This window comes from Litorimonas sp. RW-G-Af-16 (genome assembly GCF_048319245.1).
Taxonomy (GTDB): Bacteria; Pseudomonadota; Alphaproteobacteria; order Caulobacterales; family Maricaulaceae; genus Litorimonas.
Genome location: NZ_CP166993.1, coordinates 1,804,081 through 1,830,532, shown reverse-complemented (window position 1 = coordinate 1,830,532; position 26,452 = coordinate 1,804,081). Strand labels below are relative to the sequence as shown.

The 26,452-nt window shown below is 49.4% G+C and carries 27 protein-coding genes and 1 pseudogene; 14 read left to right on the top strand and 14 right to left on the bottom strand.

What is annotated here, in order from left to right:
- The first annotated feature begins 6 nt into the window (after positions 1 to 6).
- Complete coding sequence (locus tag AB8615_RS09035; protein ID WP_409432276.1) at positions 7 to 1,209, top strand: AGE family epimerase/isomerase; 1,203 nt, start codon at positions 7 to 9, stop codon at positions 1,207 to 1,209.
- 12 nt (positions 1,210 to 1,221) lie between these two features.
- On the opposite strand, the gene AB8615_RS09030 is transcribed toward AB8615_RS09035, so the two are convergent.
- Genes AB8615_RS09030 through AB8615_RS09020 form a run of 3 tightly spaced genes read right to left on the bottom strand, consistent with a single transcriptional unit; the run spans position 1,222 to position 4,987 of the window.
- Complete coding sequence (locus AB8615_RS09030) at positions 1,222 to 2,058, bottom strand: hypothetical protein (protein WP_409432275.1); 837 nt, start codon at positions 2,056 to 2,058, stop codon at positions 1,222 to 1,224.
- A 14-nt stretch (positions 2,059 to 2,072) separates the two neighbouring features.
- The gene (locus AB8615_RS09025; protein ID WP_409432274.1) at positions 2,073 to 3,836 is read right to left on the bottom strand and encodes a sodium:solute symporter family transporter; all 1,764 of its coding nucleotides are present in this window, start codon (positions 3,834 to 3,836) and stop codon (positions 2,073 to 2,075) included.
- 11 nt (positions 3,837 to 3,847) lie between these two features.
- Positions 3,848 to 4,987, bottom strand: a complete 1,140-nt coding sequence (locus AB8615_RS09020; RefSeq protein WP_409432273.1) for a Gfo/Idh/MocA family protein — start codon at positions 4,985 to 4,987, stop codon at positions 3,848 to 3,850.
- A 96-nt stretch (positions 4,988 to 5,083) separates the two neighbouring features.
- On the opposite strand from AB8615_RS09020, the pseudogene manD reads away from it, so the two are divergent.
- Positions 5,084 to 6,305, top strand: a pseudogene (gene manD / locus AB8615_RS09015) (D-mannonate dehydratase ManD).
- A 375-nt stretch (positions 6,306 to 6,680) separates the two neighbouring features.
- Here manD and AB8615_RS09010 read toward each other — a convergent pair.
- Positions 6,681 to 7,622 carry a DUF3108 domain-containing protein gene (locus tag AB8615_RS09010; protein WP_409432271.1) on the bottom strand — a complete coding sequence of 314 codons (942 nt, stop codon included), beginning with the start codon at positions 7,620 to 7,622 and terminating at the stop codon, positions 6,681 to 6,683.
- A 216-nt stretch (positions 7,623 to 7,838) separates the two neighbouring features.
- Between AB8615_RS09010 and rpmB the strand changes: the two genes are divergently transcribed.
- Positions 7,839 to 8,135, top strand: a complete 297-nt coding sequence (rpmB, locus tag AB8615_RS09005; protein ID WP_409432270.1) for a 50S ribosomal protein L28 — start codon at positions 7,839 to 7,841, stop codon at positions 8,133 to 8,135.
- An 82-nt stretch (positions 8,136 to 8,217) separates the two neighbouring features.
- On the opposite strand, the gene AB8615_RS09000 is transcribed toward rpmB, so the two are convergent.
- Both AB8615_RS09000 and AB8615_RS08995 read right to left on the bottom strand, forming a co-directional pair.
- Positions 8,218 to 8,934, bottom strand: coding sequence for an SIMPL domain-containing protein (locus AB8615_RS09000; protein ID WP_409432269.1), 717 nt, complete (start codon positions 8,932 to 8,934; stop codon positions 8,218 to 8,220).
- Between the two features lie 65 nt (positions 8,935 to 8,999).
- Positions 9,000 to 9,929: a LysR family transcriptional regulator gene (locus tag AB8615_RS08995; protein WP_409432268.1), complete on the bottom strand. Its 930-nt coding sequence runs from the start codon at positions 9,927 to 9,929 to the stop codon at positions 9,000 to 9,002.
- Positions 9,930 to 10,041: 112 nt separating this feature from the next.
- Here AB8615_RS08995 and AB8615_RS08990 point away from each other — a divergent pair, with 112 nt between their 5' ends.
- From AB8615_RS08990 to AB8615_RS08975, 4 genes are all read left to right on the top strand, one after another.
- Complete coding sequence (locus AB8615_RS08990; protein WP_409432267.1) at positions 10,042 to 12,453, top strand: TonB-dependent receptor; 2,412 nt, start codon at positions 10,042 to 10,044, stop codon at positions 12,451 to 12,453.
- Between the two features lie 68 nt (positions 12,454 to 12,521).
- On the top strand, positions 12,522 to 14,009 hold the full coding sequence (locus AB8615_RS08985; protein WP_409432266.1) for a coniferyl aldehyde dehydrogenase: 1,488 nt from the start codon (positions 12,522 to 12,524) through the stop codon (positions 14,007 to 14,009).
- 2 nt (positions 14,010 to 14,011) lie between these two features.
- Positions 14,012 to 15,640, top strand: a complete 1,629-nt coding sequence (locus tag AB8615_RS08980; protein WP_409432265.1) for a GMC family oxidoreductase — start codon at positions 14,012 to 14,014, stop codon at positions 15,638 to 15,640.
- A gap of 57 nt (positions 15,641 to 15,697) precedes the next feature.
- Complete coding sequence (locus tag AB8615_RS08975) at positions 15,698 to 16,969, top strand: ATP-dependent DNA helicase (RefSeq protein WP_409432264.1); 1,272 nt, start codon at positions 15,698 to 15,700, stop codon at positions 16,967 to 16,969.
- 62 nt (positions 16,970 to 17,031) lie between these two features.
- On the opposite strand, the gene AB8615_RS08970 is transcribed toward AB8615_RS08975, so the two are convergent.
- Genes AB8615_RS08970 through AB8615_RS08960 form a run of 3 tightly spaced genes read right to left on the bottom strand, consistent with a single transcriptional unit; the run spans position 17,032 to position 17,914 of the window.
- Positions 17,032 to 17,178: a hypothetical protein gene (locus tag AB8615_RS08970; protein WP_409432263.1), complete on the bottom strand. Its 147-nt coding sequence runs from the start codon at positions 17,176 to 17,178 to the stop codon at positions 17,032 to 17,034.
- A complete protein-coding gene (locus tag AB8615_RS08965; RefSeq protein WP_409432262.1) occupies positions 17,175 to 17,606 on the bottom strand; it encodes a hypothetical protein in 432 nt (143 codons plus the stop codon). The genes AB8615_RS08970 and AB8615_RS08965 overlap by 4 nt, the downstream gene beginning before the upstream one ends.
- A 14-nt stretch (positions 17,607 to 17,620) precedes the next feature.
- Positions 17,621 to 17,914 carry a DUF883 family protein gene (locus tag AB8615_RS08960; RefSeq protein WP_409432261.1) on the bottom strand — a complete coding sequence of 98 codons (294 nt, stop codon included), beginning with the start codon at positions 17,912 to 17,914 and terminating at the stop codon, positions 17,621 to 17,623.
- 138 nt (positions 17,915 to 18,052) lie between these two features.
- Here AB8615_RS08960 and AB8615_RS08955 point away from each other — a divergent pair, with 138 nt between their 5' ends.
- Positions 18,053 to 18,259: a hypothetical protein gene (locus tag AB8615_RS08955; RefSeq protein WP_409432260.1), complete on the top strand. Its 207-nt coding sequence runs from the start codon at positions 18,053 to 18,055 to the stop codon at positions 18,257 to 18,259.
- A gap of 31 nt (positions 18,260 to 18,290) precedes the next feature.
- On the opposite strand, the gene AB8615_RS08950 is transcribed toward AB8615_RS08955, so the two are convergent.
- From AB8615_RS08950 to AB8615_RS08940, 3 genes are read right to left on the bottom strand one after another with little or no spacing between them, the layout of a single operon-like run.
- The gene (locus AB8615_RS08950; protein WP_418152244.1) at positions 18,291 to 19,241 is read right to left on the bottom strand and encodes a sensor histidine kinase; all 951 of its coding nucleotides are present in this window, start codon (positions 19,239 to 19,241) and stop codon (positions 18,291 to 18,293) included.
- A gap of 39 nt (positions 19,242 to 19,280) precedes the next feature.
- The gene (locus AB8615_RS08945; RefSeq protein ID WP_409432258.1) at positions 19,281 to 19,910 is read right to left on the bottom strand and encodes a sigma-70 family RNA polymerase sigma factor; all 630 of its coding nucleotides are present in this window, start codon (positions 19,908 to 19,910) and stop codon (positions 19,281 to 19,283) included.
- Positions 19,911 to 19,946: 36 nt separating this feature from the next.
- Positions 19,947 to 20,123 (bottom strand): NepR family anti-sigma factor, encoded by a 177-nt coding sequence (locus tag AB8615_RS08940; protein WP_409432257.1) that lies wholly within the window; start codon positions 20,121 to 20,123, stop codon positions 19,947 to 19,949.
- A gap of 149 nt (positions 20,124 to 20,272) precedes the next feature.
- Here AB8615_RS08940 and AB8615_RS08935 point away from each other — a divergent pair, with 149 nt between their 5' ends.
- Positions 20,273 to 21,046: a response regulator gene (locus tag AB8615_RS08935; RefSeq protein ID WP_409432256.1), complete on the top strand. Its 774-nt coding sequence runs from the start codon at positions 20,273 to 20,275 to the stop codon at positions 21,044 to 21,046.
- Here the strand turns inward: AB8615_RS08935 and AB8615_RS08930 are convergent.
- A complete protein-coding gene (locus AB8615_RS08930) occupies positions 21,015 to 21,758 on the bottom strand; it encodes a Crp/Fnr family transcriptional regulator (protein WP_409432255.1) in 744 nt (247 codons plus the stop codon). The genes AB8615_RS08935 and AB8615_RS08930 overlap by 32 nt on opposite strands.
- Before the next feature lie 118 nt (positions 21,759 to 21,876).
- On the opposite strand from AB8615_RS08930, the gene AB8615_RS08925 reads away from it, so the two are divergent.
- The 4 genes from AB8615_RS08925 (at position 21,877) to AB8615_RS08910 (ending at position 25,648) form a co-directional block, all read left to right on the top strand.
- The gene (locus AB8615_RS08925) at positions 21,877 to 22,092 is read left to right on the top strand and encodes a DUF2945 domain-containing protein (protein ID WP_409432254.1); all 216 of its coding nucleotides are present in this window, start codon (positions 21,877 to 21,879) and stop codon (positions 22,090 to 22,092) included.
- Between the two features lie 2 nt (positions 22,093 to 22,094).
- A complete protein-coding gene (locus AB8615_RS08920; RefSeq protein ID WP_409432253.1) occupies positions 22,095 to 23,102 on the top strand; it encodes a mechanosensitive ion channel family protein in 1,008 nt (335 codons plus the stop codon).
- Positions 23,099 to 24,484 (top strand): DUF2254 domain-containing protein, encoded by a 1,386-nt coding sequence (locus AB8615_RS08915; RefSeq protein ID WP_409432252.1) that lies wholly within the window; start codon positions 23,099 to 23,101, stop codon positions 24,482 to 24,484. Before AB8615_RS08920 ends, AB8615_RS08915 begins: the two co-directional genes overlap by 4 nt.
- An 87-nt stretch (positions 24,485 to 24,571) precedes the next feature.
- On the top strand, positions 24,572 to 25,648 hold the full coding sequence (locus AB8615_RS08910) for a GAF domain-containing protein (protein ID WP_409432251.1): 1,077 nt from the start codon (positions 24,572 to 24,574) through the stop codon (positions 25,646 to 25,648).
- A gap of 130 nt (positions 25,649 to 25,778) precedes the next feature.
- Here AB8615_RS08910 and AB8615_RS08905 read toward each other — a convergent pair whose 3' ends face one another.
- Positions 25,779 to 26,135 (bottom strand): response regulator, encoded by a 357-nt coding sequence (locus AB8615_RS08905; RefSeq protein WP_409432250.1) that lies wholly within the window; start codon positions 26,133 to 26,135, stop codon positions 25,779 to 25,781.
- Positions 26,136 to 26,276: 141 nt separating this feature from the next.
- On the opposite strand from AB8615_RS08905, the gene AB8615_RS08900 reads away from it, so the two are divergent.
- A complete protein-coding gene (locus AB8615_RS08900; RefSeq protein ID WP_409432249.1) occupies positions 26,277 to 26,450 on the top strand; it encodes a PLD nuclease N-terminal domain-containing protein in 174 nt (57 codons plus the stop codon).
- Positions 26,451 to 26,452 lie beyond the last annotated feature (2 nt).

The window sequence follows — 26,452 nt, the reverse complement described above, 5'->3', positions numbered from 1 at the left end:
AATCTCATGAATACCCACCAGCAGCCAGTTTTCGATGACGAGGACTTTCTGGAAGGGCACATTCAGTCAACGCTAGCATTTTACGAACCCCGAGTTTTTTCGGACGAGGGCGGCTTTTATGGCTGTTTTCTGAACAATGGAGAGTGCTACGACCCTGATAGTCGTCAGCTTGTCGGCTCAGCCAGGTATGTCGTCAATTATGCGACGGCTTACCGTCTCTACGGCAAACCACAGCATTTAGAATGGGCTCAGTGGGGTCTCGATTATCTTACAAACTATCATAGAGAGCCAAATGGCGGCTACGCTTGGTTGCTTGAAAAAAACCAAGTCACCGACAGCCGAGTTATGGCCTATGGTCATGCCTTTGTTGTGTTGGCGGCCGCCACTTGCCTGCGCGCGGGCATCGTTCGTGCAAAATCCATACTATATGAAACATACGATTTTTTAGACACATATTTTTGGGATGAAGCCGCAAGCGCTTACAATGACGAACGAGATTCGACTTTGAAAAAGCTGTCTAACTATCGCGGTCAAAATGCTAATATGCATATGTGTGAGGCTCTCATTGCTGCATGGCAAGCAACGGCTGACCCCAGATTTTTAGATCGTGCCGAACGACTTGCCAATCGGTTTGCTTTCGATTTGGCGGCCCAGACAGACGGGCAAATTTGGGAGCATTATACCTCTAATTGGCAAGCGGACATGCAGTTTAATATCGATAAACCTAATGACCGCTACAAGCCGTGGGGGTTCCAGCCCGGGCACCAGACGGAATGGAGCAAATTGCTGCTCATGCTGGATCGGGAGCGTCCAAATGATAAATGGCTACCGCGTGCGAAAGCGCTCTATGATCATGCTATAAAGACTGGATGGGATGCTGAATTCGGGGGGATATTTTATGGCGTAGACCCTTGTGGGAAGGTGTGTGCGGATGAAAAACACTTCTGGGTTCACGCAGAAACATTTGCGACCGCATGGCGGCTCTATCATTTAACGCGGGATGAGAGATATATGAAGGATTACCAACGCATCTGGTGTTGGAGTTGGAAACATCTCATTGACCATAAAAATGGCGCTTGGTTCCGCGTTCGTAAGCGAGACGGTTCACCTATAACCAACAAAAAATCGCCTTTGGGGAAAACCGATTACCATACTTTGGGAGCTTGCTGGGATGTCCTTGAGGTCAGCCGTCTACAATTTACGAATTAGATATAATTCTATTCAAGGCGCAAGAGTGTCGATAGCGTTTTTGATGTCACTATATTCCGTCGTCTCGATAAAACCGAGCGTAAAGGTTTGAGGTGTATCTAGGAATTTATCTTTATTGCGTCTGCCAAAGCCTAGCACTGTCATATCTGGTCTGCTTACGTAATCATCAGGATGTTTATCGTCCTCATGGTGTAGCAGATACAACATACGGGGCGAATTTTCATCGCCAAACGCCATCCATTCAGGGCTGGGCAAGTCCCCAATAAAGTCTTCATCAATCAGGTGGCGCTTTGTATCAGCAGACGAATAGCGAAAGTCAGACCTGTCCATTTCGCCGCCAGGGACACCTTCATATTGCACCCAGTATTTGTAGCCTGGACTAATCTTGCTCATGGTGAAGTCTAGGCGGTCTGGGTAAAAGTCCCATACTCCCTCCCAAGCGCCATTGCCTGATGTAAAGACGATTTGGATATGGTCGGGTGTGTTGATGGATATGACGGATGAAGACGGGTCGGTTCCTGCATTCATTGCATGAAAATAATTGCCGTCTTGTTTGTGAATTGCATTTGGAAACCCGCGATACTCACCTTTATGGGCACTTCCCTTTTCTTTGTGAAATCCAAGCCAGTCGACCCCATCTTTATCAAGCATGCTGGAGAGGCCGCCACCAGATTTCTCAAGATAGAAAGTCGCATTCTCTATGATGATAATATAAGCCTCATCGCCACCTGCGGACATGTCAACGCCGTGAGAAAGCCTGACGGCGCTAGGTGCGTTGATAGAAGTACAGCCCATCACAAGCAGGGTAAGACATGACAGAAATACTGTTTTTTTGAATGTGTAAGGCATTTGTCTTTCCTCGACTATACCAGATTGCTACTGAGCGGTGCCGCCGACGCGCTTCTCTTCAAAAAAGTCCCCACGGTCAAAATCGCCAAAGCGCACAACAGAAATACTATGCGGCCCCAGATAGGATTTGGGATGAGTGCCATGAATAACAGGCCAGCCCCCATATAACGAACCATAGATCCTAATTTTCGTCTTTGCTGTCGGTCGTATTCATCTTGATCATCGCCTGCGATAACAGGTGTTTTTAGATCCTCAAAAAAGCGCTTTGTTTCCTCAAGATTCTTATCGGCCCCCTCTTTATAGAAAAGACTCGTTGCGCAGAAAAAGCCAGCGGTGATGAATACTTGCGCGCCAATGGTGAGTATCAAATTCATATCTGTAGCCTCGCGATCAGTGAAAGGCTCAATCCCTATCCATTCCGCAAAGACTACTGGCGTTAGAATGTTGAGCATGAACCAAGAGACAAACAGACCGAGAAGGACTGTGACCCAAGGCGCCCAGTCAGGTGTCTTTTTTATAATTATTCCTGCAATGAGCGGAATGAGAATCGGGACTTGAACCATCGCTGATAACGACATCATTAGATCAAACAGGCTAAGTTCCTTTAAGGACTTGAAATAAAGGGCCATCGCAATGACGATGACCCCGCTCAGAAAACTCAAGAATCGACTTAGATTTAATAGTGATCTGTCACTCGCGGTTTTGTTTCTTCTAGCTAGAAATGGCTGATATATGCTTCTTACAAAAATGCCTGAGTTTTTGTTCAGTGCCGAGTCCACAGAGGACATGGTTGCCGCGAATAGTCCAGCGAGCAGAAGCCCGACAGTTCCAACGGGCATGGCATTGCGGGCAAAGACTAAATAGACCGCATCAGCGGCTTTATTACCCAGTTCAGGGTATGCGGCTGCGGCGTCTGGATATAATATCGCAGAGGCCCAAGGCGGGATAAACCAGATAATACTCCCCACCCCCATCAGTGCCATAGCGAGTAAGGCGGCTTTCCGAGCGTTTGCAGAGTCCTTTGCATTCAAAAAACGAAAAGAGTCGTGCAAGTTCATGATCGTGATGAGTTGCTTGGCCAAAAAGAATACGAATGTTCCGACCAGTAAAAGCCCGTAATTCATGTCTGGCCCCATGACGAAATCAGAGGGAAAGTTAGTCACGAGTTCAACAGGGCCGCCGACTTTAATCAGGGCAATAATCGCGCAGGCCACCGATACAATAGCCACCACTAAAGTTTGAACAAAGTCTGACGCGACAACGCCCCAAGCACCCGCGAGAACCGACACGAACACCACTGTTACGCCAATTAGAATGATTGTGAGAGTGATGTCTGATTCGAATACAGCACTGGAAAAAACACCCAGAGCATTTAGCCAAATCCCTGCATTTATGAGAGTGAAGATGATAAGAGCACAGGAGAAGAAAAGCTCGTTCCCATGGCCATATCTGCGTCTAATACCTTCAGTCGGTGTATCCACCCGCATTTGCCGAAAACGATGCGCAAAATAGGCCCAGCCGCAGAAGTATGAAAATGTATTCGCGAAAAACACTAAACACACCGCAAAGCCGTCGGTGAAGGCCTTGCCTGCCGCGCCAGTAAAGGTCCACGCAGAAAATTGCATCATAAAGGCTGTAGATCCGACCATCCACCAAAGCATCTTTCCGCCGCCGCGAAAATAATCGCTGGTTGATTTAGCCGCCAAATTTTTGAAGGCGAAGCCGATGCCTAATATGAGAAGAAAATAGCCTGCAATAACAAGATAGTCATAGTTCATGGACGTGCCTTTTATTGCAGGTGACTAACATCGGTCCAACTGTTGTTAAGGCGAATGACATCGATGAGCCTTTGGTATTGGGCGCCTTCTTTAAATGTTTGGTAGTGACCTACAGGTTCGCCTTTTATATCTCTCAAAAGTTCGCGAATGAGGTAACGCCAATTACGTTCCGTATCGCCCTCAACGTCTGGGATAGTTGCCGCGATATCCGCGGGGAGTTTACGCTCAGTCCAGGATTTATCTGTGCCATATAAATAGAGCGGGCCGCTGCCATAGTGGCCTTTTATATAAATAGAGGCCTTGCTGCCGTAAAAGGCGATGTAGTCTTCATGGAATCTTGGGTGAAGGCCGCCATGCTTGAATAGGGCAGTCACTGGGTTTTTCGCGAACGGGCTATTGATTTGAGCGGTAACATTATAGGACCACTCCACATTAGATTCGCCCCATTCTAGCGATGGATCATTCAAGTCTTCGGGTATGTGGTCGCGTCTTGTTTTGAAATTATGCACCCCTTCAACGATCGGGGCTTTCCCTAAATCATCTCGAACTTCGCCCATTATTGCCTGGATATCTTCGCCAATGACTGACGTTACAATAGACAGTTTATGAGTGAAATTATTATTGAGCCGTCCACCTCCATCTTCTTTGCGGTGTGACCATCCGAATGGAATATCTCGCTCAAGATTGAAATGAGATATGCACTCAACTTCCAAAGGTTCGCCAATCGCGCCCTCGGCAACCAATCTTTTTGCATGAAGGACTTCAGGCATATATCTGAAACTTGCAGCGAATGCCGTTTTGACACCTTTATCGTTAGCTAATTGGAAAAGTATTGAAGCACTGTCGCCGTCAGTTGTGAGGGGTTTATCGCAAAAAACATGGCACCCCGCAGCGATAGCTTGTTTGATAGGATCAAAGTGCGCGCCGCCCGGCGTGGCAATGGAGACGACATCTGGCTGGCAGTCAACCAAGGCCCGCTGCCAATCCGTACCGCCGTAGGGTATTTTTAATTCGGCTGCAATTTTCTTGACGACGCTTGGCGTGCGTCCGACGATGCCAACAATCTCAGCCCCGGCATAGCGAAAAGCCTCAGCGTGACCTTGTCCAGCGAACCCTGTGCCATGCACTAAAACTTTGATCGGCCCACCCATTTTCAATCCTCTGACACTTTACTCAAAACCCATAAGGGGCTTTATATTGGTATGCTTTATTGGTATAGCCTATCGGTATAATCTGGGGGATGCAAAATGAAAATAACGAGCGCAGATGTTTTCATCGGCGGCTCAGGCAAGAATTATGTCACCCTGAAAATCATGACTGATAAGGGCGTTTACGGCATTGGTGATGCGACGCTAAACACGCGCGAAACGCTACCAGCTGCCTATCTGAGAGACTATCTCATTCCCTGCTTGATCGGCATGGACCCGCGCAACACCGAAGATGTTTGGCAATATGTTTACCGAGGCGCTTATTTTCGCCGTGGACCAGTTACCATGGCCGCGTTGGGTGCCATTGATATGGCGCTGTGGGACATTAAAGGCAAAATTGCAGGGCTACCCGTCTATCAACTGTTGGGCGGGAAAAGTCGTGACGGGTCTCTGGTCTATGCCCATGCGGTCGGCTCGGATTTGGATGCGCTCATCGATTCTGTCGCGCATTATCAATCTGAGGGCTATAAAGCTATACGTCTGCAATGTGGAATCCCTGGCATGCCGGAAGGTGGAGTACGCAACGGGAAAAGGCGGCGATACGAAACACTTCATAACTGAGTATGGTAAGCTTCCTGATCAAGAGGTTTGGGATTCTGAAAAATATCTAAAACATATGCCGACTGTTTTCGAGACCATCAGAGATCGCTTTGGGCCAGATTTGAAACTCCTCCATGATGTGCATCATCGACTACGTCCGCGAGAAGCTGCAGCCTTTGGCAAGGAGATTGAAAAATACAATCTCTTTTGGCTGGAAGATCCGACACCTGCTGACGATCAGGCCGCACTCAGACTCATACGCCATCACACAACTGTGCCAATCGCAATCGGGGAAGTGTTTAATTCCATATGGGATTGCAAAAGCATGATTGAGGAAGAATTGATCGACTTTATTCGCGTATCAGCTACTTATGCTGGAGGTATAACTCATGTGAGAAGCATTGTTGAATTTGCAGCTTTGCACAATGTCAGAACAGGCTTCCACGGCGCGCCAAGTCACTCTCCGATTTCGATGGCCGCACAAGCGCATCTTAATGTTTGGGCGCCAAATTTTGGTATTCAAGAATACTTAGTATTGGGCACTGAAGAGTGCGATGCGTTATTTCCGTCAGATCATTATCTTGAAAATGGTATGTTTTACGTTAGTGACGCTCCCGGACTCGGCGTAGATTTTGATGAAAACGAGGCGGAAAAATACTCTTTCGATCGCCGCTATCACCCTATTGTTCGATTGGAAGATGGCACGATGTGGAATTATTAAAGAGCTTGCAGATGTCCCCTTTGGGGATATTACAGAAATCTCAACAGATTAATCCCCGCCTTCAAACCGTGTGATACAACACCCTCGTTCTTCTGATCTTGGGACAGGAACGCGTCAGGTTTTGGATCAGAGGACGGTGTGGTTAAGCGTATCCGGTGTGACAGCCGCGTGCGTGACCCTTTTTAAGCGGGGCCGATCATTTCGATATTCTAAGGAATATCTGGATGCGAACAACTGGCCGCTGATCAACAAACACCGCCGCGAAGCTACGTTCGTGAGAAACAAAACTAATTATTTCGGTATCCGTCACGGATGCTGGCTTCGCGGGCTGTCCTATCCGTCCTGTTAATTAACAGAGGCGCTATCTCCGCTTGGCTAACTCTTTTCAGCGGGCACAATCACCATTTCGTCCACCTTAATCACGGCTTTGATCGAACTGATCTTATAGGTGAATTTCAGCGGGACGTAGAGGCCGAGATCGTCCATTTTGGTGAAATACACCGTGATCGGCGTGCTTTCCTCTTCGCTATCAGGCAGGTCTTCGGGGTCAAAGCCTGAGACGGGTTCGTAATAAATATGACATTTCAGGGCGTCGAGTTTCTCGCCGTCATATTTATAGCGCATCTCCTCCACACGCTCCATGCGCAGGTTATAGTGCTGCTTGCTGTCAAAGACAGGGACAGAGCCTTCACAGGCACGGCCTTCGGTTTTGGCCCCGCGCATCATCATTGTCATGATCGCGGACAGGGTGTCATTGGCGGCGAAGCGCTCTGCGGGGGTGGCGGCGGGGATGCCTTGACTGCCGAGCGGCGGAACGATGGCGACATCGACTTGGGAGAGGGCATTGTCATAGTTCATTTCGACGCGGCGATTCTTTTTGTCCATGTTTTGCTGCACATGATAATCGGGGCGGAGGCCCTTAGGCGTCCAGGCGCCGCGCGTAATCGCCCAAATCTCCATTTTCTTGAGGAGGGCGCCGAGGCCAGAGGTTTTAATATCGGCGTAAGCGGCATATCGCGTATCGTCATACCAGCCCGTGTAATTAGCCCGCACCATGCGCAGGCCAAAGACGTAGCCTTTGAGTTTGAACCGGAACTGCGCCGCGTCTGGGCCAGCTTCGGGGACATCGTAAATGCGGTTGGGGTCGAAGTTTGCGGTGTTCAGGGTCGCGAAATTGCGTTCCTGCTGGATCAGGTCACCTGTCGCGAGGGGGTCGGGCGCTACGTCTTGCGCGGCGGCGCTCGCGCTGCAGAGGAGAGCGGCCGCGCTCAGACAGGCGGAGCGGAGGGGGTGTGTGCGGTATAATTGCGTCATCATGCCTCGCCTATATCATCCAAGACTTAGCGCCAAGCTGAACAGGCGGCAGGATTGCATTAAATATGCGACAGAATAGGGGCTGATTTCTTGGCAGTTATTCCGTGAAAAAAGGTTGACGGTGGGGCTTCTAGGCTCTAATTCCCGCCGCTAAACATAGAGCATGTGTCTGAATATGTCGGATACGCTGCTTTTTACATTCGATTACAAGGTAATATCATGTCACGTCGCTGCGATCTTCTCGATACTGGCCCAATGTCAGGCAATAACGTCTCTCACTCCATGAACAAGACACGTCGTCGGTTCAATGTGAACCTTTGCACAGTCTCTCTGCCGTCCGATTCTCTGGGTCAGACATTTAAAGTGCGTATTGCGGCGAAAACACTTCGCACAGTTGACTTTAAAGGCGGCTTGGATGCGTTCTTGATGGGCACGAAGAACCACAAGCTGACGGACAAAGCCAAAAAGATTAAAAAGCAAGTGATGAAAGCGGCGGAAGATACAGCTGCGGCGTAAGCCTCTTCCATACTGCTAAATTATCAAACCTGCCGCGTCGTTATTATGTGACGGACGCGGCGGGTTTTTTTATGCGCGGATTTTAGTCCGCAATCGCGTAGGTCAGATTGACGGTCACAGAAATCGTCTGCTCCCCTTGGGACATCGGTGTGCCGCCCATCGCGCTATCGGATCGCGCCATCATCATAACGGGTTGCGGGGTGTAGCCGCCGCCGCTCTCATTGAGGTTTGTCAACGCGCCTAAATCCACGCCTGCTGCTTCTGCCATAGACTCGGCTTTCTCGCGGGCTTCCCGAATTGCGTCAGTGCGGGCTTTGTCACGCGCGCTCTTGGGGTCTTTGACAGTAAATTGCACGCCGTTGATATTGTTAACCCCTGCGGAAACAAGCGCGTCCAATAAAGGCCCAACTTGCTCGATGTCGTCAGTTTTGACAGTCACGGTGTTACGGGCGTTATAGCCGTCAATCTTTGGCGCTTGGCGATTGGCGTAATTCATGCGGGGTTGCAGGGAAAGTTGGCTGGTGGTGATATTTTTGCGTGCGATGCCTGCGGCTTCCAGCTCTTCATAGACGGCGGTCATCATTGTGGCATTGGCCATCATCGCGCCGCGAGCCGTCTTGTCTTGCGTGAAAACGCCTGCTGTGACGATCGCGCGGTCAGGGGCCACATCGACCTGCCCGGTTGCAGAGACATTGATCTGCGCCGCTGTATTGGCAGATGTAATATAGGTCGTGCCACTGCTCGCGGGTTGGCAAGCGGTGAGGGCGGTAATCGCGACAAGGGGGATGAGGTGTTTCATGGTAAGCTCCTTTACAAGGAGCCTATCAAAATGGTGGGCGCGTGCAAGCGGACTTGATGCAAACTTTATGGGATCGCCCATTCCCGCGCATGGACCTGCATGATTTGAATGAGCTTTGCGGCACTCGGACTGATCGCCCATGTTTTGCGTTTGACGAGGCCTATTGTGAGCGGCGGGAGGAGATCTGACTGCCCGAGCATGGTGAATTTATCGGCTAGTTCCAACTTCGTGTGATTAGACGCAAATGTTGCTGTCCACATATCAGATCGCTCCACGAGTTCGTAGATGATGGCATAATCATCCACTTGGATATGCGGGCGTGAGATTGGGTTACCTTTTTGCTGGTAACTCGCTTTCAGGTTTTCAAATAAATCCAACGGCGGTGTTGGGCAGATAATGGGGTAGTCAAACAGCGCGAGGGGGTCATCAAGCTGATCGAGAACAGGGTGGTTCTTCCGCACGATAACTTCGAGGGGTATATTGAAATAGGGCTCAAATTCTAGGTCATCGGTCAAGACAAGCTCGCCGCCTTTGTCATCTGCGTAACCCAGAGCTCCCATGGCGAAGTCTATATCGCCGTTCTTGATTTTATCCGCGAGGGCGGGGGTTGAGTCGATTGTGATCTGCAAATTTGTTTCAGGAAATTCTTGTGTGAACTGCACAATGCTACGGCGGAAAAAGGCGTCTTCTAGGCCTGGTTTCATCCCGATTGACACCAGACCGCCTTTGCCGCCCTTATGGTCATTAAGTTTGCTTTGGAAATCTTGCGTATGCGCGATCAGCTTTAAACCTTCAGCCAGAAAAAGCTCTCCAGCCTCGGTCAGCCTCATGCCTTTGGCTAATCGATCAAAGAGGCGGAGTTGCAGGCGATGTTCGAGGTTTTGTATGCGCTTGCTGAGTGCGGGTTGGGACAGCCCGATTTTATCCGCCGCTTTTTGGATACCGCCCGCTTTGGAAATCGCGAAAACATATTCAATATCTTTTAAGTCCAGCATATGGCATATCGTATCGATAGAGGTTATGGGTGTATATATTTATATTATTTTACATTATATAAAATCTCTCTCATGCTAAACAGAAAAACAACCAATTCTTCGGGGAATACTTATGAAACTTTCAAGACTTCTGTCGACTGCGTCAATCATTACAGCTGTGGCGGCGACAGCCAATAGCACCGCTTGGGCTCAAAGCTCTGGGGCTGTGCTGGACGAAATCATCGTGACATCGCAAGTGCGTCAAGAGAGCCTGCAAGATGTGCCTGTGTCTGTTGTTGCTGTATCAGGGGATTTCTTGCGCGAAACTAACGTCGCGCGCCTTGAAGATCTGCAAGCGTCAGTGCCGAACTTTAACATGAACCAGACGGGTATTTCGACGCAGATTTATATTCGCGGTATTGGCTCAGGCATCAACCAAGGTTTCGAGCAATCAGTCGGCACATATATTGACGGTATTCACTATCCGCGCGGCCAATCTACTCGGTCACCTTTCCTTGACCTTGAGCGTGTCGAAGTCCTGCGGGGTCCACAGTCAATTCTGTTTGGTAAAAACTCTGTCGCCGGTGCGCTGAACATTACAACGGCTAAACCGACAGATTATATGACAGGCTACGTGCTTGGCACTTACGAATTTAACGAGAATGATTACTCTGTTGAGGGTGCAGTTGGCGGGCCGATCAGTGACCGTATTCGTGGCCGTATCGCGGGACGTTATCACCAAGGTGATGGCTACATGGAAAACCTCACGCTAAATCGCGAAGAGATGCAAAATGACGACGTGACCCTTCGCGGCCAGCTAGAAGTTGACGTGACGGAGGACATTACGGCTCGTTTCAAAGCTGAATATTCCGAGTTTGACAATATTGGTCGGTATATCGAGATCACAGGCGAGCAGCCTGCTCAAGCTGGACCTTTCGCGGGTCTGACGTATTCGCAAATTCTCAGAAACGCTTTTGGTCAGGACGTGTCGGTTTTGAATACCGAGCAAGACAATCGCCGTTCATCCAACGGCGATTTCAGCTTCAACCAAAACGAAGCTTACCAAATGTCTATTGATTGGGCGCTAGGCGATTTCACCTTGCAATCCAACACGGCCTATACTGCCATGGCGTATCAAGAACAGTGTGATTGTGATTTTACGGGCGCGAACATCTTCTTTGCTCGTCTTGACGAATCTTACGATCAGTTGAGCCAGGAGTTTCGGTTGATCTCACCTGCTGGAGAGCGGCTCGATTATATCGTTGGCGCATATTTCCAAACATCGGATCACGAATATCTCGACAATATCGAGGTCCCAACCAGTTCGATCCTAATCCCAGCCGTGAATGGCAGATCGCCTGGGGCTGGTAATTTGATCGCCGGAACGGGTGCTGGCCGCGTTGTAGAAGTTGATTCTGATGTATGGTCTGTCTTTGGGCAGCTCAACTTCGATATTACGGATCAGTTCGCGATCCAACTGGGTGCGCGTTACACGGATGACAGCAAGAGCGGCTCTCGCTTGGGCCGGGTTTTGTCGCTCGATGGTAGCGCTTTGCCCGCAGCACAAGTCGGTGCCCCTCTCGTCTATGCCAACCTATTTGGCATCACGACAGACAACCTCTCTGGTTTGGGCCCGCAAGGTGCATTTTTCCAAAACTCACTGGGTGTCAGCCCGGTCAGCGACGAGATCAACGAGACGGCATTCACGCCAGAAGTCAAGATTGAGTGGAAACCCACCGATGATGCGCTCATCTATGCGAGCTATGTCAAAGGCAATAAAGCTGGCGGTTTTGACTTCCGCGCCAACAATAAAAACCAATCTGCGACCTTGCTAGAGAGCTTTACGTTTGAGCCGGAAGAGGCCAACTCCTACGAAATCGGCACGAAGCTTGATCTCGCAGATGGTCGCGCGACACTGAACGCAACAGGTTTCTTCAACGAGTTCTCAAACCTTCAAGTCGCGATCTTTGACGGTATTCTGGGCTTTAACGTCGGTAATGCGGCGGGCTCTGAGTCAAAAGGTATCGAGATTGATGGGCGGATTGCTCTGGACGAAAACTTAACTCTGAACGGTGCGATCGCCTTCATCGACTTCGAGTTTACGGATTATAAGAACGGTCAGTGTAACTTCGGCCAAGCGCCAACGACACCTGGCACGCCGTTCTGTGATTACACTGGATTTACGCAAACGAACCTATCTGACGTGACGGCCTTTGTCGGCGCAAATTATGAAGTGCCATTTGTGGATGTCGTTGATGTCAGCCTGTTTGGTGGCGTCTCATATGCTTCCAGCTACTTCGCAAACTCCACCTATGATCCAGACTTGGTGCAGGGCGAGCATGCGAAAGTTGATCTACGTTTGAACATCGCATCCAAGAATGATGACTGGAGCCTAGCGTTTATCGGCAAGAACCTGACCGATGTGCAACTGCTCACATATGGCGGCGACGCGCCGCTCTCTGGCGGCACATTTGGTGTCGAGTCTAAATACAGCTTCTGGGGACAGGGCCGCACAATGGCGGTTCAACTAGGTTATAAATTTTAGCCTAACCCGATGCGATAAATGATGTGCCGATGACGGCGGCGCTGAGGGTGTAACCACTCTCAGCGCGCATGATCGTTGCACTTGAAAACTTTTATGAGGTCACGATGGTCAGAATAAATCCCAAGGGCAATCAGAAAAATCCCGCGATGAAAGCCACGCTAGATGCTGTGCTAGCTAAGCAGAAAGCGGCATTTGACGCGACCCCGAATTCCAGCTGGGAGTCTCGCAAGGCGAAACTTAAAACGCTGGGCGAGGTGATCAAAGCGCATGAGACAGATTTTATTGAGGCGATTTCCGCCGACTTTGGGAACCGCGCAACGGAGGAAACTCTCATTGCAGAATGTCTGGTGATTCAAGGTGGGATCAATCATGCCATCAAGCATACACCCAAATGGATGCGCCCGCGCAAAGTGCCAACTGCGCTGCAGTTTCTGCCTGCCAAGAACCGCATCATTCCGCAGCCATTGGGGGTAATTGGGATAATCAGCCCTTGGAACTACCCGCTACAGCTCGCAATCATGCCGCTCGTCGGCGCACTCGGGGCTGGCAATCGCGCGATGATTAAGCCGAGCGAATACACGCCAAAATTCTCAGAGCTTCTAAAGAGCGTGCTGGGCAAAGTCTTTGACGAAGACGAAGTCTTTGTCGCAACGGGCGGCGTGGAAGTGGCGCAAGCTTTCTCCGCGCTCCCCTTTGATCACCTCGTCTTCACAGGCTCGACCAATGTCGGGCGGATTGTGGCGAAAGCGGCCGCAGAAAACCTTGTGCCTTGCACGCTGGAACTTGGCGGAAAGTCGCCCACAATTATTGACCCGTCGGCCAATATGGGAACAACTGTGCCGCGCATCGCCAATGCGAAATTATTGAATGCCGGTCAGACCTGCGTGGCGCCAGATTATGTTCTGATGCCGCAAAATCAGATCAATGCGTTCTCTGATGCTATCATTGAACAAGCAGAGACATTTTATCCAAAGTTTGCGGGCAATGATGACTATACGTCGATTATCGCCGACTCGCATTATGCGCGCCTCCAAGACTTGCTGGATGATGCGGAAAATAAAGGCGCAAAGATCCGCGTGGCTGGCAATGATGATAAGCAACAACTCGCCAAGGAACGCCGCATCCCGCTCACCGTTGTGACAGATACAACGCCCGATATGCGGATTATGCAGGAAGAAATCTTTGGCCCGCTCTTGCCGATTGTCCCCGTTGAAACACAGGAAGATGCGCTGGATTATATTCAAAAGCGTGACCGCCCCCTGGCGCTTTATTGGTTTGGCGAAGATAATGCGAAACGCGAGCAAGTGCTGCGTCAGTCAATATCAGGTGGCGTCACGATCAATGATGCGGCCTGGCATGTGATCCAAGAGGACATACCGTTTGGCGGCGTTGGACCATCAGGTATGGGCGCGTATCACGGCGAGGCTGGCTTCCAAAGCTTCTCGCACATGAAGGGCGTGTTTTATCAAAGCAAGCTTAGCCAAGGTAAGAAACTCCATCCACCTTACGGCCCGGCAACCCACAAAATGTTGGGCCTTATGAGAAAGATTATGTAATTATGTCGACTTATGATTATGTTGTAGTGGGCGCAGGCTCTGCCGGATGTGTCTTAGCCAATCGCCTTTCAGAAGACCCGAATGCGTCGGTATGCTTGCTCGAAGCGGGCGGGACACACAAGCATTGGTCGGTCTGGGTGCCAATGGCAACGCTGCTCAACATGGTCACAAAGAAGCGTAATTGGGCCTATGAAACGGTGCCGCAAAAGGGCTTGAATGGTCGTCGTGGCTATCAACCGCGCGGGAAGATGCTCGGCGGATCATCTAGCATGAACGCAATGGTCTACAATCGCGGCCACGCGCAGGATTATGATGAGTGGGCGAAGTTAGGGAACAAAGGCTGGGCGTGGAAAGACGTTCTGCCTTACTTTAAAAAGTCCGAGAATTACGAACATGGCGAGACTGAATTACACGCACAAGGCGGACTGTTAAACGTCGCGCGCCACCGCAGCCCTGGCTCTATCAATGAAGTTTTTTTCGAGGCCTCTCGCCAAAACCAATATAAAATTCATGACGACCTCAACGGTATGACCGAGGGGGCAGACTATGAAGGCATGGGCTATTACGACGTCACGCACAAAAACGGTGAACGCTGGTCAACCGCGCGGGCCTTTTTAGAACCCGCGCAAACTCGCCCAAATCTGAGTGTCATTACGGGCGCACACACTGAAAAAGTGATTATTGAAAACGGTCGCGCAACAGGCGTGCAGTATAAGGCGGACAAGACAAGCCAGACTGTCATGGCGGCCCGCGAGGTTATTTTGGCGGCAGGGGCTTTTGGCTCTCCGCAAATTCTGCTGCTATCGGGTGTTGGCGCAAAAGAGAAGCTCTCGCCCTTCGGGATTGAACAGACACATGATCTGCCTGGCGTGGGTGAAAACCTGCAAGACCATATTGATTACGTCATGGCCTATGATGCGAATGTGAAAGACAATATTGGTTTTTCTGTCATGGGGTCATTCCGCTTGCTCGGCGAGATATTTAAATATGTGCGCAAACGCCACGGCATGTTGACAACAAATTACGCGGAGAGCGGCGGGTATTTATATGCCGATCGGTCTGAGCCGTCCCCGGACATTAAGCTAACATTTGTTCGCTCAGTCGTGGATGATCATGGACGGAAGCTCCATTGGGGGCACGGCTATAGCTGTCACACGACCCTGCTGCGACCCAAAAGCCGAGGGAAGCTTGAACTCCAAAGCGCTGATCCTATGGCGCCGCCCGCGATTGATCCGGCCTTTCTGGAAGATGACCGCGACATGGAAAGCCTGTTCCGCGGGGTGAAGAAAACGCAAGCTATCCTCAAAGCGCCAGCCTTTGATAAAGTCCGCAAGAAGGGGTTTTACAAATCTGATACGGATGATGATGCCGCTCTCCGAGAAGATATTCGCAATCGCGCAGATACAGAATATCATCCTGTTGGCACCTGCAAAATGGGACATGACGCAATGGCCGTCGTCGATGACCGCCTGCGTGTGCATGGCCTTAGAGGCCTGCGCGTTGTTGACGGCTCTATCATGCCAAATCTCGTCTCTGGCAACACAAATGCGCCGTGTATTATGATTGCCGAAAAAGCGTCTGATATGATCAAAGAAGATAATGCAGCGCAGGTGTTGGCGGCAGCAGAATAGGGTTGCGAGGCATAATCTCACGCGCCTCATTGCTCTCGCGTCCCAAAGGAAATTTCAGTGTCAGCATTAGAGAAATTTCCTGACGGGTATGCGAATGGCCCAACGGTCAGCCATATTTTAGAGCATCTGCAATCTGATGATAAAACACCTATTCTTGTGACGGGGGAAGCGGGGACGGGGAAATCTACACTCGTCAATTTTATCAAAAACGAATGTCAAATCCCCAATACTGTCGTGCTAGCGCCAACGGGCGTGGCGGCTCTGAATGTCGGGGGGCAGACGATACATTCTTTCTTCCGCTTTCCCTTTCAGATTATTGATGAAAACGCGCTAGCTGATCAACGTCCGAATAGCCTTTGGAAGAAGGTCGAATTAATTGTCATTGATGAAGTCTCGATGGTGCGCGCCGATCTCTTGGACGGGATCGATATTATCTTGCGAAAAGCCCAGAATCCTAAGCTGCCATTTGGGGGATGTCGTATCGTTTTGGTTGGCGACTTTTTCCAACTCCCACCCGTTATACCCGCGCACGAACATAGAATTTTGGCGCAGATGGGCTATGCTGGGCCATTTGTTTATAATGCCAATGTCTTGGAAAATTACCCGCCCGTGCATTTTGAATTGTCCCAAGTTTATAGACAGCGGGATGCGGACTTCGTCAAAATTTTGTCGGATATGCGTGTGGCGCGAAATGTCGACGCAGCCGTGTCCGCGATGAATGAGATATGCGTGCGCCCCCATCGAGAGGGCCGCACGCCCGTTTTACTTACCTCGACCAATGCGATTGCGGAACGCTACAATCAAAAAGGTCTTCAAGATTTATCTAGTGCCGCGCTTCAATATGACAGTGTAACCAAAGGCCGCTTTGCAAGTAGCCGTGTACCTGTTCCCGAAAAACTCACACTCAAAAAAGGGGCGCGCGTCATGGCTGTGCGAAATGATCCGCTCAAGCGCTGGGTGAACGGCTCGCTGGGCACGGTCACAGACTTAACGCCCGAAGACGTTTTTGTGAGATTTGATAGTGGTGGTAGTGTTAGAAAAATAGAACCCGTGAAATGGGAAGCGATTAATTATAAATGGAATGAAATAGATCAAAAGATGGAGGAAGCGACGTCCGCGACGTTTCAACAAATCCCCCTTATCCTAGCTTGGGCTGTTACAATCCATAAAGCGCAAGGTTTGACGTTGGAAGATGTGCGGATAGACCTTGGGCGAGGGGCCTTTGCGGCGGGGCAAACTTATGTGGCATTGTCGAGGGCGCGAACACTTGCTGGTCTGTCACTCACGGCGCCTTTGCGTCCGCAAGATGTGCGCTCTCGCCAATCTTAACGCCCGTGACTATTGGGAAGCAATTGCAATTAACGCAATGAATGGCGGGCGAATTTGTATTTCTACGACGAAAAAAACACGAGTATCAGAATACCGCCGATGACGGCCGCAAGAGTTGATAAGGCTAGGACTGATGTCATGCCTTTAACGCGACGCCCACCTTTAGCTTCGACTTCATCAATCGTTTTGTCAGGTTCGTTATTCATCATTTTTCCTCGAAAATTTCTTTGGACAGCAGCATACCAACTGTGACAGCTGTCGCCGTTGCAGTAACGGGGCTGTCTGCGATTTGGTAGAGCAATTTTTGGACGGTCGGGTTGTCTTTAATATTATCTGGAATGTATTGCGCCAGTGGATCATTCGCTAAGCTTGCGGGAATGCTGACGGCTTTTGCACTGGGTTCTCTTGAGAATAAAATAATTAAAAGAGCGATTAGAAACATGGCGCCACCTGTTGCTGCGAAAGCAGTTTCAGTACCATACGTCTTGGCCAACCAAATAAAGGCCGCTACAAAAAAGAAGATGCCAGACAAAGCAATTAAGAGATAAGCCAAAGCGTATTTGACTAATCTCTTAACTGGATTTTTTTGCGGCGCCTTCATAAATAAAGGCACCGCATATTTTGCATATTTTAGCATATAAGTTATCTAACCTATCGACGCAGCAATGCACCCAATACGATACCTGCTCCAACAGCGACAGCAATGGACGTCAACGGATTTTCTTGGATGGAAGTTTCGGCCTTAGTAGATAGCTCGCTGTAGCGGTCTTTAACTAATTCGGTTTTTTCTGCGGTTACATCTTTAATTGTGGACTTCTTTTCCGCGACAGTTGCTTTGGCTTGGAGCTTGATCGCTTCCGCCAAATTAGCAACGTCTGCCCGAAGAACTTCGAGTTGTGCTGGAACGTCTTGTTTCATTGATACAACATTTTTCTTAGTAGCCATTTTTATCTCCTATGTAATTTGTGCCAGATCGCTGGCGTGTCATACCCAATTAATGGCTACCGCTGCATTTGGTTCCAAAATTTCTAGCTTTTTGGAACGCAGGGCCAAGCAATGCGTAAAGTTGGAAAGGAGAAACTTATGACTATTTATGATAATTATAACACACCTGCCGACATTCAAAATGCATCCAATCTCTCGAAAGACGAAAAATTAGAAATATTAGAGAAGTGGGAAGCCGACGAAATGGCACTCATTCGTGCGGCGTCAGAGGGATTATCTGGGGGTGAAGATAATCAATTAAAGCAAGTCAGAAACGCTATCGCAGCTGTCAAAGAGCAAGACTAATTAGTGTTGGATTTAGAGCAACATTAAATGATTATGCGCTAACATCGGTTTTCTGAAACGTCAGCATAACGCGATAGCCAGTCGGCGTATTCTCTTCGGCTAATGACCCAGATAACTGTCTAGCAAATCCTGCCATCAATTTTGAGCCCGTGCCTTTCACGGCATTTTTGTGAGAACCAGGCCCGTCATCTGCGACAGACACAGTCATGTGATTATTTGATTTCTCAAGCTTAATATCGACGACGCCTCCACTTTTAACGCCATGCTTCATGGCATTGGTTAAGGCTTCGACGATAAACAAAGCGACTGGAATAGCTGTGTCAGGCTCTAACTGTACGGGATGTATATCGACTTTAACCGTGACGTTTTGATCTTTGGCGAGCAGGCCGACTTGCAATTCATTGACAAGGCGCGACAGGAAGACTGGCATATCAATGACTCGTAAGTCGTTGCCCTCATAAAGTCCCCGATGGACGAGGGAGATCGCATTGATCCGACTGCGGGTTTCATGAATAGCCTCAAGACTCTTAGGGTCTTTAAGCTTGCGTTCTTGCATGTTCAGCAGGGATATAATGATTTGAAGATTGTTTTTGACCCGGTGGTGAATTTCTCGAAGTAGCGTTTCTTTTTCTTGTAAATTATCAAGCAAGCGCATTTCCCGATCGCTTATATTTTCTGCCATATTATCAAACGCTAGGCCTAAGTCTTGAATACGGGACGGGGCGTCGGTCATCAATCCGACACGCGTTGTCAGGTCGCCCGTTGAAAATCGATCAGACGCCGATTTAATGCTTCTAAGATGTGAAAATACGAGTTTGTCGGTCGTCATCCAAATCGCAAAATAAGCAAAAATCCATGCCAGAACAGACACAGCAATATAGGTCATTTTCCCGGTACTATAGGCCATGTAAAACGAAAAAAGGAGGATCGGAAAAAGAGCAAATGCTAGGATAAAGCCAAAACGGACACGAAGGTCAGACATTTTCATTTCCTCATTGGCTTTGGGTGAAACGGTATGAAATTAGGCGTCACTCGAGAGAGCATCAGCTTCGTTTAGAATTTGATCCATTGCGTCTAAGGCGCCAATTTTGTCAGCTTTGGTATCAAAACTCGCAGTTTGCATGATAACTTCCAAAGCTTTTCGCGCACGGCTGACGCGGCTCTTGATTGTACCAACGGCGCAGCCACAAATCTCTGCCGCTTCTTCATACGATAGGCCCGATGCACCCACAAGAATAAGCGCCTCCCGCTGATCGTCTTTCAAACTATCCAGCCCGCGACGCAGTTCGTTCAACTCGACGACTTTCTCTTGATCGGAACTTGCAACGATTGTTTGCTCCGCAACTTGTTGATCCAAGGATGTCGCTCTCCACGACCGCCGTTTGATTGAATAAAATTGGTTGCGTAAAATTGTAAACGTCCAGGCTTTCAAGTTAGAGCCCGGTTTAAATTTTTCCCGCGCTTTCCACGCTTTTAACATCGCGTCCTGCGCCACATCATCTGCGAGCGTTGGGTTGCCGCAGAGTGAGCGAGAGAAAGCGCGCAAATGCGGAATAAGCTCGGTCAGCTCTTGGCGAAAGAGATTTTCGTCAAGTGGCTCCCAAGGCGTTGTGTCGTTGGGATCATATGGGGTTGAACCGGAAACGGTCATGTTTGGGCTTTCTTGAAGCATGGTCGGCCTCAGTTATTATGGCTTGTCGGCTTTTTGGAGTAGGGCGAGGAAATCGTCGGGCACCTCTTCGTTCAGTACATCATCGTAAATCTGCTTGAGATTTTTCCCGATCTTCTCCTTGAGAGGCTTATCGGCGAAGTTCCCAGACGTCTCGACGGTTTTTCCTTTTTCGGAATCAGCTTTGTCTGACATAGTTTAAGGCCTTCCCAAGTCTTAATATATTTTCGAAACGAGTTGGAACCTATTTGGTTCCATAGACGTTCGTGAAAGTGTAGTGATACTTAACTACCGAACGCGGAATTTTTGGTAAAGTTCCCAAAAAAGACTTTAGAGGAAAAATTATGAGCTTAGTTGAAAAATATGCGCCTCACTTGCCCTATCTGCGCCGCTTCTCTCGCGCCCTGACTGGCAGCCAGTCTGTGGGTGATACATATGTGCGTACAGCGTTGGAGGCTCTTGTGGCGGGGTCGGCGTCTTTGAATGATGAGTTGGCGCCCAAAATAGCTCTGTTTCAGATGTTTCTCGGTATTTGGAATTCCTCTGGCGGTCAATTAGAGGGCAATATCAGCGACGGTCAAACGGCTGCGGCCAACAAAGTTCGCAAATTATCGCCAAAATCGCGCCAAGCTTTTCTTCTCAATGCGTTAGAGGGGATGCCTGCCAATGACATCGCGGCAGTGATGGGCCTGGATACGGAGGCCGCGGCAGCTTTATTGGCAGAGGCGGAAGCGGACATCGAAAGAGAGCTTCGGACGAATGTTCTGATCATCGAGGATGAGCCGATTATTGCGGCGGACATTGAGGGATTGGTCGAAGATTTGGGCCACACAGTTGATAGCATCTCCGCAACCCGCACTGAGGCTGTAAAAGCAGCGGCTCGTAAAAAGCCAGGTATCGTTCTGGCTGATGTTCAACTGGCGGATGGGAGTTCTGGTATTGATGCTGTCGCAGATATTCTCGGCGAACACGATGTTCCTGTGATTTTTATCACGGCGTTTCCAGAGCGGTTGCTGACAGGTGATAAGCCAGAGCCAGCCTATTTGATCAGCAAGCCGTTTAGTCCGAAAAACGTGAAAGCCGCAATCAGTCAGGCCCTGTTTTTCCATTCGGATTAAGGCGTAATTTGTCGAGGTGGAGGTAGCGGCTATCGAAGTCGCACATCTCTGCCATCGCTTCACGATTGACGATTTCAAACCCACGATTGGTCGCGCGTATGTAATTCTCTTCGCGTAGGCGTGTGATGGTTCGCGACACGTGGACATTCGAAATGCCCAGAGCGTCCGCTAACATTGACTGTGGGATCGGGAAGTCCAGATGGTCATCCAGTTCGCCCGTGACGGCTGCGACACGACGATTCAGCTCCAAGATCATGTGCGCAACACGCTCTATGGCGGTGCGGCGGCCATTGCGAATTATCTGTTCGCGCAAGATAGCCTCTTCCTGAATGGCCGCCCACCAAAAGGATGTTGCGAGTTCGGGCTTCTGTCCCATGGCTTTCAAAAATACTTTTGCATTGACCCGGCGCATGACAACATCTGTTGCGGCAGACACATTGTGATCAGATTTCGCGCCGCTGACGGACATTAAATCGAAACAATCGCCAGGCAGCATGAAATTGAGAATTTGCCGACGACCATCGTCTAACATTCTAAACCGTATCGCCCAACCGACCTCGACGACAAAGACGTCGTCTACGGTTTCCCCCTCAACGATGATCTCTTGCCCCGCTTGCCGGGTTTCGGTGCGGTGGGGCAGACGCTCAATATCTTGAAAAGCTTCTGATGCGACATCTACATAATGCCCGAGGCGTTTGATAAGTGTGTCCATGGTGGCATTACCCGCTAGCAATAGGGCTATCTCGGACGAGAAAACCTATACCCCTCATAGTCTGGGAACCATGTGCGAAACAAGGCGTTTCACCCACAACTATTGAAAGGATATTATTATGAGTGGTTACACTGAAGGCACGGATGTCAAATGGGAATGGGGAAATGGGACAGCTAAAGGCACGATTGAAACCGTTTATACTCAAAAAATAACGCGCACTATTAAGGGCACGGAAGTCACGCGTGAGGCGAGCGATGATGAACCCGCTTATTACATCAAGCAAAGTGACGGTGACGCTGTATTGAAATCTCATACCGAAGTTGAGAAGGCCTAATCATGCAAGCTCCCCAAGGAAACCCAGACACAACTGGGCAAATCGATCTAAATCCAGCACTCGCACTCGAACGTGTCGATAGTTGGTTAGATGGGTTCGTTAAACTATTACCTAACCTCGCCGCCGCGCTTGTGGTTTTTGTGGTATTCTACATTGTGGCGAGAGTGATCAGGAGTGTGATCTATCGGGCTTTGAATTCCCGTGATCGCTCTAACCTCGGTGAGGTTTTGGGTGGATTATTTAAATGGATCATACTCATATTGGGCGGCCTTGTTGCGGCCACGATTGTAGTGCCAACGCTCAACCCTGGTGACCTGATTGCAGGTCTTGGGGTAAGTTCTGTTGCGATAGGCTTTGCTTTCAAAGATATTTTGCAGAATTGGCTAGCTGGTTTGCTTATCCTCCTGCGCCAACCTTTTCAGATTGGGGATCAGATTGAAGCCTCTGGATTTACGGGTACAGTGACACATATTGAAACACGCGCGACAATCATCAAAACATATGATGGTCAAAAAGCTGTCATTCCAAATAGTGAAATCTACACGAACGCTGTTTTGGTCAAAACAGGTGAACCAAAGCGCCGATCACAATATGACATTGGTATTGGCTATGCGGATGATATAGATGCGTCCTGCGAGATCATCAAAGACGCAATCTCTAAAATTGACGGCGTTGAAAGTGATCCTGCCCCGCAAGCTTTCGTCTGGGATCTGGCGGCGAGTTGGGTGACAATTCGCGCACGGTGGTGGACCGATAGTCAAAGAGGAGACGTTGTGGCAAATCGATCTAACATCCTGCGGGCTGTTAAACTCGCTCTAGACGAGGCTGGCGTTGATATGCCTTACGATACGAAAGTGCATCTCTTCCACGATCAAACGGAAGAGGTTGACGGAGACCGTGAGAACCAGCGCGAAGGCTGGCCCGCCCCGAAGGACGACAAAACACCCAAGCCAAGATATCAGGTCGTAGAAGGTAAATCCAAGAGGTCAAAGTCTAAGGCAGACGGATGAACGCCCGCCTGATCAAGGTGTGGCAAGACCTCCAGAGTAGCTATTATTTCATCCCGGGACTGATGGCGGTTGGATCAATCGCCTTGGCTTATTTGACAATACATCTGGATGAGCAATACGGCCTCAAAGTGTCGGAATTTGGTTTTTTCCTGTCTAACAAAGCGGACGGCGCTCGCACAATTCTCGCAACGATTGCGGGATCAATGATGGGGGTTGCTGCGACGACTTTCTCTATCACTATGGTCGCTGTGACCAGTGCAGCCGGGCAATACGGTCCGCGCCTCATCGGTAATTTTATGCGAGATCGTGGTAACCAAGTCACGCTCGGTACCTTCACATCGACCTTTATATATTGTCTTTTAATTCTTCGTGTGGCCCGCACTGGCGATAGCGGGACGGGCGAGAATATGGTCGCAGAGTTCGTGCCAAATATCTCGCTTCTGACTGCGATGGGGCTAACGCTGACGAGTGTGGGCGTGTTGATTTATTTCATTCATCATGTGCCAGAAACGCTAAATGTCGGCAATATTACGGGGCGCGTGGGGCGGCGACTTCGCAATGATATTGAAAGCCTTTATCCGCGTGATCTGGGCGAGCAAAACAAAGACAAAGATGTTGACTTGAGCCAATTTTCTCTGTCAGACGCCAAAGACATTCGGTCTAATGCGGAAGGCTATATCCAGACCGTCAACGAAGATGCGCTGCTTGATCTTGCGAACGAGCATGACGCTGTTGTCAAAATAGAATATCGACCTGGCGATTTTGTGACGCAAAATGATGTACTGGTGCGGATTTGGCGGGACGAAGAACTTGACGAGGATGCGCAACAAAAATACCGAAATGCTTACGCGATGGGGCAGGATAGAACGGCACATCAAAATATTCTGTTCTTGGCGGATGAGTTAGTAGAAATCCTCGCGCGCGCACTATCTCCTGGGGTCAATGATCCGTTTACGGCCATTAATTGCATCAACTGGTTTCAAAGCGCGATGAAGGCGTTTCTTCGCGGCAATATGCCGAGCCCTTTTCGCCGCGACGAAGACGGCGCTCTCCGCGTGATTGCCTATCCGATTAATTTCGAGCGGTTTGCGAGTGTGCTGTGCGATCAGTCCCGCGCTTACATTGCGACAGATCGCAATACGACCCTCAAGATGATGACGATTCTCACAGAACTGGCGGCTCAAACAGATAGCGAGCCCGAGAAAACCATCCTCATCGAGCATCTCAAAAAGCTGAAAATTGCTTCACTGGAAGCCTGTAAATCTAGCCCAGATTCTGATGATATTGAGGCCCGTTTTCAGCGGGCGCTTCGTATGACAACTGACACGGACTACTTCCGCCATGAGCAAAGCTCGCAGCGGTGGATCGGCGGTCGAGGCTAAATTATTCATCATTGCTATTGTGCGTCTTGCGGCGTAATCTTGCCTTGGGAAGGCCTTATCGGTTTAGTGCCGTTCAAGGACAATAGAATGACTGAAGATATAAGACTTTCAGCCTTAAAAGCGACTAAACTGCTGGATAGCGAGGCCGAAGAACGCTTTGACCGCATCACACGGATGGCCAGCACGGCGTTAGGCACCGAGGTTGCGCTAATTTCGTTAATTGATGAAAACCGTCAGTGGTTTAAATCAAAGCAAGGCACGGATCTCTGTGAAACTGACCGAGAATTTGCGTTTTGCGATCACGCGATACGTCAAGATAATGTGATGGTCGTGCCTGACGCGACGAAAGACGAGCGCTTTGTGGCTAATCCTCTTGTGACCGATGGCCCAGAAATACGGTTTTACGCAGGGGCTCCGCTTGTCACGAAAGACGGTCATGCTTTGGGCACTTTATGCGTGATCGACAGTCAACCCCGACACAATTTTTCCGCGGAAGATCAGCAACTCCTCAAGGATTTGGCAGTCAGTATCATGACTGAAATTGAGGTCGTCAAGCAGACACAGGTGATCGCTGATTACGCCGTTATCAACGAGGAATTACGTCATCGCATGGGCAATATGTATGCTCATGTGTCTGCGCTTATTTCGATGATGGGTCGGAATGAAGACGACAAAGATAAGCTGGTCCGACGGTTAAGAGAAAGAATTACGAATTTAGGCCAAACGCAGGCGCTATTTGCGGCCCATAAGTGGGCCAGCGTCCCCATGAGCAAGCTAGTTAAAACGACGTTAGAGCCGTTTATAAATTCTGGAAATCAAGAGCGCATTACCATTCAATCAACACAAGATTTTGATGTATCGCCCCGCGGCGCCTTTATTCTCACGCTGATGCTGAGCGAGCTTGGCACGAATGCCGTAAAGCACGGCGCGCTTGGGCCAAGGGAAGGGCAGCTGTCTATCGGCTGGCGGACGGGCGATATTATTTCTTTGGAATGGGATGAAATCTTGAATGACGGTGTCTCTGGCGATCTTGGTGCAGGGTTTGGCAGTCAGATACTGAAGCGTATTGTGCCAATGGATTTGCAGGGTGAGGCTAGCTATAATTTAATGCCCAATGGCCTGAAATATCACGTCACGGCCAACCCTGAACGACTGCGCATATAATTGCAGTTTGTTAGCCTATGTTAATGCCAAAGCCTTTTACGCTGAATACCTAAGGCGTCCACCTTTGGGTGGCCTTGATGCTGACTGGATAACGGCCTTCCCTGCTGTCAGTTGGCATCAAGGAGCGTGATCATACCAAATGATCGTCGACAATTTTGAGTAATTGTTCGGGTATAAATGGTTTCGCGATAACGCGCTTGGTCGGCAGGTCGATGTCAATAATGACTCTCTCGACTTGACCCGATAAAAATACGAAAGGGACGCTATCGGCATGCAGTGCTTTTGCAAGTGGAATACTGGTTTCACGACCAAGATTATAATCCAACATGGCAAAATTTGGTGTCTGGCCTTCTAACAGCTTAAACCCCGTATCGACGTCAGCCACTGGCCCGATCACGTCGTAACCGTGGGCTTGGAAAATGTCTTCCAAATCCATGGCGATAAAGGGATCGTCCTCTACGATTAAAACTGTTTTTTTGTCTGTCATACCGAATATACGCGATTTTATTTATTTAGTTCCTCCGCACATACACAAACTCTGCGCAATCTTTTTTGGGAACCAAATGAGGCCCGTCCCGTAGTTTTGTTGTCTCGAGCAAACAAGCTCGCAACTGCCACGGAGAAAAACATGTTCGAAGGATTATTGGGTCTCATTCATTTGGTATTGGCCATTTGGGCGATCATAAATATTTTCGGCTCTACAGCATCCACCTTGAAGAAAGTGTTATGGACATTATTCGTCCTCATCTTTCCTCTGATCGGCCTCATCGTTTGGTTTTTCGCCGGACCAAAATCTAACTAATC

What these genes read in the sequence shown, in the direction of transcription:
- AB8615_RS08930 (WP_409432255.1), bottom strand. Translation starts at nt 21,758, where the DNA reads ATGGACACACTTATCAAACGCCTCGGGCATTATGTAGATGTCGCATCA.
- AB8615_RS08925 (WP_409432254.1), top strand. Translation starts at nt 21,877, where the DNA reads ATGAGTGGTTACACTGAAGGCACGGATGTCAAATGGGAATGGGGAAAT.
- AB8615_RS08910 (WP_409432251.1), top strand. Translation starts at nt 24,572, where the DNA reads ATGACTGAAGATATAAGACTTTCAGCCTTAAAAGCGACTAAACTGCTG.
- AB8615_RS08940 (WP_409432257.1), bottom strand. Translation starts at nt 20,123, where the DNA reads ATGTCAGACAAAGCTGATTCCGAAAAAGGAAAAACCGTCGAGACGTCT.
- AB8615_RS08920 (WP_409432253.1), top strand. Translation starts at nt 22,095, where the DNA reads ATGCAAGCTCCCCAAGGAAACCCAGACACAACTGGGCAAATCGATCTA.
- AB8615_RS08965 (WP_409432262.1), bottom strand. Translation starts at nt 17,606, where the DNA reads ATGCTAAAATATGCAAAATATGCGGTGCCTTTATTTATGAAGGCGCCG.
- AB8615_RS08960 (WP_409432261.1), bottom strand. Translation starts at nt 17,914, where the DNA reads ATGGCTACTAAGAAAAATGTTGTATCAATGAAACAAGACGTTCCAGCA.
- AB8615_RS08990 (WP_409432267.1), top strand. Translation starts at nt 10,042, where the DNA reads ATGAAACTTTCAAGACTTCTGTCGACTGCGTCAATCATTACAGCTGTG.
- AB8615_RS09035 (WP_409432276.1), top strand. Translation starts at nt 7, where the DNA reads ATGAATACCCACCAGCAGCCAGTTTTCGATGACGAGGACTTTCTGGAA.
- AB8615_RS08905 (WP_409432250.1), bottom strand. Translation starts at nt 26,135, where the DNA reads ATGACAGACAAAAAAACAGTTTTAATCGTAGAGGACGATCCCTTTATC.
- AB8615_RS09010 (WP_409432271.1), bottom strand. Translation starts at nt 7,622, where the DNA reads ATGATGACGCAATTATACCGCACACACCCCCTCCGCTCCGCCTGTCTG.
- AB8615_RS08995 (WP_409432268.1), bottom strand. Translation starts at nt 9,929, where the DNA reads ATGCTGGACTTAAAAGATATTGAATATGTTTTCGCGATTTCCAAAGCG.
- AB8615_RS09000 (WP_409432269.1), bottom strand. Translation starts at nt 8,934, where the DNA reads ATGAAACACCTCATCCCCCTTGTCGCGATTACCGCCCTCACCGCTTGC.
- AB8615_RS08915 (WP_409432252.1), top strand. Translation starts at nt 23,099, where the DNA reads ATGAACGCCCGCCTGATCAAGGTGTGGCAAGACCTCCAGAGTAGCTAT.
- AB8615_RS08950 (WP_418152244.1), bottom strand. Translation starts at nt 19,241, where the DNA reads ATGTCTGACCTTCGTGTCCGTTTTGGCTTTATCCTAGCATTTGCTCTT.
- rpmB (WP_409432270.1), top strand. Translation starts at nt 7,839, where the DNA reads ATGTCACGTCGCTGCGATCTTCTCGATACTGGCCCAATGTCAGGCAAT.
- AB8615_RS08945 (WP_409432258.1), bottom strand. Translation starts at nt 19,910, where the DNA reads ATGACCGTTTCCGGTTCAACCCCATATGATCCCAACGACACAACGCCT.
- AB8615_RS09020 (WP_409432273.1), bottom strand. Translation starts at nt 4,987, where the DNA reads ATGGGTGGGCCGATCAAAGTTTTAGTGCATGGCACAGGGTTCGCTGGA.
- AB8615_RS08985 (WP_409432266.1), top strand. Translation starts at nt 12,522, where the DNA reads ATGATCGTTGCACTTGAAAACTTTTATGAGGTCACGATGGTCAGAATA.
- AB8615_RS08980 (WP_409432265.1), top strand. Translation starts at nt 14,012, where the DNA reads ATGTCGACTTATGATTATGTTGTAGTGGGCGCAGGCTCTGCCGGATGT.
- AB8615_RS08900 (WP_409432249.1), top strand. Translation starts at nt 26,277, where the DNA reads ATGTTCGAAGGATTATTGGGTCTCATTCATTTGGTATTGGCCATTTGG.
- AB8615_RS08955 (WP_409432260.1), top strand. Translation starts at nt 18,053, where the DNA reads ATGACTATTTATGATAATTATAACACACCTGCCGACATTCAAAATGCA.
- AB8615_RS09030 (WP_409432275.1), bottom strand. Translation starts at nt 2,058, where the DNA reads ATGCCTTACACATTCAAAAAAACAGTATTTCTGTCATGTCTTACCCTG.
- AB8615_RS08970 (WP_409432263.1), bottom strand. Translation starts at nt 17,178, where the DNA reads ATGATGAATAACGAACCTGACAAAACGATTGATGAAGTCGAAGCTAAA.
- AB8615_RS08935 (WP_409432256.1), top strand. Translation starts at nt 20,273, where the DNA reads ATGAGCTTAGTTGAAAAATATGCGCCTCACTTGCCCTATCTGCGCCGC.
- AB8615_RS09025 (WP_409432274.1), bottom strand. Translation starts at nt 3,836, where the DNA reads ATGAACTATGACTATCTTGTTATTGCAGGCTATTTTCTTCTCATATTA.